Raw genomic sequence first — 1286 nt, forward strand, 5'->3', positions numbered from 1 at the left:
AGCCTCAGGCTGGCCAGCATCGCTCTCACTGCCATCCCGACCAATAGCGCTGCCGGTAACGCCAGGCTCTGCTGGCGAGCATCACGGCGGCGATTGCGGCGATGTAGAGCTGGACTGCTATGCCCGTGGGGAATTTAGCTGGCGGAGGGAGTGGGATTCGAACCCACGGTGAACTTGCGCCCACGCCGGTTTTCAAGATAGGGAACCGGCCTTTCGCCGCGTCGCCTTTCGTTGCGTTTCTCGGCGTAACGCTTTGATATTTATCAGCAAGTCGCCGCGTGTGTCGGCATCATGTTTCGTCGTTCTGCGGCGCTTTGTGCCATTTTTCTAAACGGCAAATGCCGAAAAAATGCCGAAATCACGGCTTGTCGGCAGCCGCTTTCATTGCCGAAAACTGCTTGCCGAGTTGATCCGCAGCAGCCTTGTCCCGGCCTTTAACCGCATGCACGTAAGTCGCCAACGTGAAGCTTGTCGTGCTATGGCCCAGCCTCTCGCTGATCGTTTTTATGTCGATGCCGCTGGCGACCATGGCGCTCGCCATGCCGTGCCTGAATCCATGCGTCGGAGCCACGCCTTGGACGCCGGCCTGTCTGTGCAATTGACGCAGCCGGATCGTCAGCACGCCGGGCGGCAATGGCGCGCCGCCGAATGTCGGAAAGAGCAGCAGCGGCTCGCGTTGGTAGCCCTTACCCCATGCCAAAATCATTTCGTTGATTACGGTGCGATGCTTTCGGATCAGAGTCAGGAACTCGGGCGGGATGCTGATCGTCCTGATCGAGGTTTCCGACTTTGCCCGCTCATCGCGCAGGATCGGCTCGCCTTTTTCGCCTGCAACCACGGTGCGGAAAATGCTGATCGTCTCCGCGTCGAGGTCTACGGCGTCAAAGGCAAGGCCGAGGATCTCCGAGCGGCGCATGCCGCAGACCATCAGCAGGGCAACCAGCAGCGCCATGCCGGGATGCTTGCCGCTATCGTCGGCGCGCACCGCAGCCTGATAGACGCGAACGGCTTGCTCCTCGGTCATGATCCTGATTTTCGACCTACCGGGCGAGGGCGCTTTCACGTCCTTGAACGGATTGGCCGCGACCAGCTTCCAGCGCCGCGCCTGCTCCATAGCCGTCGAGCCTATCCGGTAAAGGTGCAAAAGCGTCCGGTCGGCGAGCGGCCTCGTCCCTCGCGGCTGGCCTTCTTTCGCTGGCTTTCGAGCCGCGCCGCCGTTCGCCTTGAGCGCGGCGAGCGCTTCGTCGATATGCAGAGGAGCAAGCTTGCCGCGCTGGATGTGGCCG

Annotated in this window: 2 protein-coding genes; one reads left to right on the plus strand and one right to left on the minus strand. The window is 61.5% G+C overall.

All coding sequences use genetic code 11. From position 1 onward, the window contains the following. Positions 1-358 precede the first annotated feature (358 nt). On the minus strand, positions 359-1024 hold the full coding sequence (locus EOA38_RS36995) for a site-specific integrase (protein ID WP_245481024.1): 666 nt from the start codon (positions 1022-1024) through the stop codon (positions 359-361). Here EOA38_RS36995 and EOA38_RS39570 point away from each other — a divergent pair. Next, a partial coding sequence (locus tag EOA38_RS39570; protein WP_189435195.1) for a hypothetical protein occupies positions 959-1286 on the plus strand: 328 nt, incomplete at its 3' end. The two genes, EOA38_RS36995 and EOA38_RS39570, sit on opposite strands and share 66 nt — an antisense overlap.

Source organism: Mesorhizobium sp. M1E.F.Ca.ET.041.01.1.1, assembly GCF_003997355.1.
Taxonomy (GTDB): domain Bacteria; phylum Pseudomonadota; class Alphaproteobacteria; order Rhizobiales; family Rhizobiaceae; genus Mesorhizobium.

Excerpts from the sequence above, each read along its gene's own strand:
- EOA38_RS36995 (WP_245481024.1), bottom strand. The coding sequence starts at position 1,024 with ATGACCGAGGAGCAAGCCGTTCGCGTCTATCAGGCTGCGGTGCGCGCC.